This window comes from Arthrobacter sp. 3Tela_A (genome assembly GCF_049311025.1).
GTDB lineage: Bacteria > Actinomycetota > Actinomycetes > Actinomycetales > Micrococcaceae > Arthrobacter_B.
Map to the genome: position 1 here is coordinate 1 of NZ_JAXIOM010000100.1, position 3,923 is coordinate 3,923.

The window sequence follows — 3,923 nt, forward strand, 5'->3', positions numbered from 1 at the left end:
CCGGGCCCCGCCCGCGGCGGGCCCCCACACGGCCCCCCCCCCGCCGGCCGGGTCGGGGGGGGGGGGGAGCCGGATAGCACGCGCGGGTTGTTACTGGTCTGCGGAATCCCCGAGTGTGGCCTCGGTGCTTTCGCTTTGGCCGTCCCGCACATAGTCGATCTTGACCTTGCTGCCGGCCGCCTGCATGCGGATGGCAGCCGTCAGGGACTGCGCGTCGGTGATCGGAATGCCGTCCACAGACGTGACGATGTCGCCCTTTTGCAGGCCGGCCCGGGCGGCGGGAGTTCCGCTCGCCGGGTTATCCGCGATCTCCGCGCCGATCGTGAAGGAGGACGACGAGCCGGAGCCGGTTGCCGGGGTTACCGAAACCCCGAGGAACCCGTGGCTGGCGGAGCCGTTGTCGATGATTTCATCAGCCACACGCTGTGCGTAGCTCGCCGGCACGGCGAACCCGACGCCGATGTTGCCGCTGTCCTCACCGCTGGAGCCCGAAGAGGCCGATGCGATGGCCACGTTGACGCCGATTACGTCGCCGTCCGTGTTGACCAGGGCGCCGCCGGAGTTGCCGTGGTTGATCGCCGCGTCGGTTTGGATCACGTTCAGGTAGATCGAGTTCGACGCCGAGCTCTGGCTCTGGGAAGAGCCGTCCGGCGGGGCAAACCGGAACCCGAATCCGTCATCCTCCGGGGCGGAATCCGAATCGGATTCCGGAGCAGCGGAGGACTGCACGCTGATGGTGCGGTTCAGGGTGGACACGATTCCGTCCGTGACGGTTCCGGCAAGACCAAGCGGGGCACCAATGGCAAGCACGGAGTCCCCTACATTCAGGTTGTCCGAGTCACCGAGCGTTGCCGGCGTGAGGTTGTCCGCGTCCACCTTGATTACAGCCAGGTCTGACAAGGGGTCGGTGCCAACTACGGTAGCCGAGAGCACCCGGCCATCTTCCGTCTGGACTTCAATGCTGGGGTCGGCCACCGTGCCGCCAAGGGTCACCACGTGGGTGTTGGTCAGGATGTGCCCGTCATCGTCGAGGATGATTCCCGATCCGCTCCCGGATGAACCGGAGCCGGAGACTTCGATGGTCACAACGCTGGGCGATGCCTTTACGGCGGCAGCGGTGATCGCGTTGACGTTGTCCTTGTCATTGACCACCACAGTGTTGGACTGACCGGTGGTCCCTGCCGTAGCTGAACCGTTGTCCAGGACGGCATCTGCTGCCACGGCTACGCCGCCGCCCAAGAGTCCGGCAATGAGCATGGCGGTGACGATGGTTACTGTACCGTACCGGCGGCGTCCGCCGTCGGACGGCTGCCGGTTGGCGGGGCCGCCGTAGCCAACCCCGTACGCGCCGGGCGGGTTCGGCTGGCCCGGCTGCCCGGTCTGATAGGAACCGGCAGGCGGTGACTGCGGAGCGGGGCCTGCGGCGCTGTTGTAACCGGCAGTGTGGAAAACGCCGGAAGGAGCCTGTCCGGTTGGAGCGGGGCCGGATGCGGGCCGTTCGGCGTCCTGGCGGCCGCTCATCTGCGCTGGATGGGCACCGCCTGAGGGAAGGCGGGTGGTTTCCGGAGAGGCGTGGTTCGGGTTGTCCGCCTCCGGAGTGGACGACGCCGGCGGGGTCGCCGGGCGGGGAGGCAACGGCCGCTGCGGGCCTTCAGTGCCCCCGAAGTGCTCACTCATATGGGCCGTCCTTTCGAAAATTCGGTGTACCCACAAGTATCGACCTATCAACTATCGCAGGGGAGTCTGTGTCCGAGGCGCGAGGTTTCTGAATGTCTGCTGGGAATTTCCCGAATGAGGCAGAAACAGCGAACGAGTCGCCGGCCCGTTTGTCTGCCCAAGTCACAGGGCGCTTAGTCCGAGGGAACGTACAGAATCATGGGATACGGTTTCGTGGTGGACTGGCGGTGAGGGCACCCATAGAATCAAAACCATATCCGCCAGGCAGCCCACAGACCCGTGACCCGTGTGCAGTTTACGGACAGACGAAGGATTCTTTTATGCGGTTGAGGACGAAGCGGTTTGCAGCCGTGCTGGCACTGAGCGCGCTGGCGGTGTTCACCCCGTCGGCGGCGCATGCCGATCCTCCGGTGACCATTCCCCCGGGCCAGTACCTGGTAGACACGAATGATTCGCTGGGCTCCTCCGGGACCTCGGAAGTGCAGCAGGCCATTCGTGACGTCCAGGAAAGTACGGGCTATACCCTCTACGTGGTGTTCGTTGACAGCTTCACGGACCCCAGCGATCCCACGGCGTGGGCGCAGGACGTAGTCACCTCCAAGGACATGGGCTCGCGCGAAGCGCTCCTGAGCATCGCAACGGAGGAACGCAAGATTGAAGTCGCCACCGGCGACCAGTCTGTCCTGAACGAAACCCGCCGCAATGCCATGATCGACGCCGCTACGGAGCCGCTGCTGGGAAACCAGAACATCAGCTCCCAGGACTGGACCGCAGCGGCCGTCAACGCCGCTGAGTCGCTCGAGGACATCGCCGGCGGCGGAAGCGGGGAAGTTTCGACCGGCGGCAGCAGCCTGGTTCCGGCATTCGTCGTCGCTGCCGTGGTCCTCGTTGGTGCCTTCACTGTCTTTTTCCTGGTCCGCAGCCGGAAGCGCGGACAGCGTGCGGTAGCCAGCAGGGAACAGACCGCTCCGAAGGACCCGCTGGATGCCATGAGCGTCGCAGACCTGCGCAAGCGCGCCGGAAGCCTGCTGGTCGCAGCCGACGACGCCATCAAGTCCAGCGAGCAGGAACTCGCCTTCGCTGCCGCCCAGTACGGTGATGACGCCGTCTCCACCTTCACGGACGACCTTGCCGTGGCCAGGGCCCACATGGGCGAGTCCTTCAAGATGCAGCAGCAGCTCGATGATGAGATCCCGGATACGGAGGAACAGCAGCGGACCTGGCTCAAGGACATCATCCGCCGCTGCGAGGCCGTCAACGACTCGCTCCAGGCACACAAGGAAGACTTTGATGCTCTCCGGGAGCTGGAACGCAACGCACCTGCTGCCCTGGCTTCTGCCCAGGACTCGGCCCGTGCGGCTTCAGCCCGCCTGGATTCAGCGCGTGCCTCCCTGGACCAGCTGGAGACCCGTTACAGCGACAGTGCCCTGGTCAAGGTCCGGGACAACATCGACCAGGCGCGTGAACGGCTGGCGTTCGTGGAGAATGCCGCAGACACCGCGCAGCAGAAGCTGCAGGCTTCGGACACCTCCTCCGCGGTGCTGGCAGTCCGCGCCGCGGAGGAAAGCGTGCACCAGGCCAACGTGCTGCTCGATGCCATCGACCGGACCGGGTCCGGCCTGGACGCTGCCGCAGCTGAACTTGACCGCGCCGTCGCGGACGCACGCCAGGACCTGGCCCAGGCACGGGCGTTCTCCCAGGGCGGTGCCCAGCCTGCCCTGGCCGGCCCGATCGCCGGCGTCGAACAGGCACTGGAAGCCGTCGCCGCTGCACGCGGCAGCCGGTACGACCCGGTGGACCTGCTGGGGCGGCTGGAATCTGCCAACGCACAGCTCGACGCCTCTCTGGAAGGGCTGCGGGACCGGCAGGAACAGGAACGCCGTGCCCGCGACGCACTGCAGCACACCATCATGTCAGCCCAGGCCCAGATTGCCGGAACCTCGGACTACATTCGTGCCCGCCGCGGCGGCGTCGGCAGCGAAGCCCGCACCCGGCTCGCTGAAGCAGAGCGGAACCTGCAGCAGGCCATCGCCCTGCAGTCATCGGACCCGGTCAGCGCACTGGCCTACGCCCAGCAGGCCAACGCGCTGGCCGCACAGGCCTCACAGATGGCACAGCAGGACGTCGACGGGTTCGGCGGCAGGGGCGGCTGGGGCGGGGGCGGCGGCATGTACGGCGGCCGCGGCGGCGGCAGCGGCCTGGGTGGCGCCATCCTGGGCGGCATCCTGATTGATTCGATCCTGCGC

The 3,923-nt window shown here is 66.7% G+C and carries 2 protein-coding genes; one reads left to right on the forward strand and one right to left on the reverse strand.

The features are described from left to right. Positions 1-90 precede the first annotated feature (90 nt). Positions 91-1,677 (reverse strand): trypsin-like peptidase domain-containing protein, encoded by a 1,587-nt coding sequence (locus tag TVC13_RS17815; RefSeq protein WP_422402465.1) that lies wholly within the window; start codon positions 1,675-1,677, stop codon positions 91-93. 320 nt (positions 1,678-1,997) lie between these two features. Between TVC13_RS17815 and TVC13_RS17820 the strand changes: the two genes are divergently transcribed. Next, positions 1,998-3,923 (forward strand): TPM domain-containing protein (locus tag TVC13_RS17820; protein WP_422402466.1); only part of this gene is annotated, 1,926 nt, incomplete at its 3' end.

Excerpts from the sequence above, each read along its gene's own strand:
- TVC13_RS17815 (WP_422402465.1), bottom strand. The coding sequence starts at position 1,677 with ATGAGTGAGCACTTCGGGGGCACTGAAGGCCCGCAGCGGCCGTTGCCT.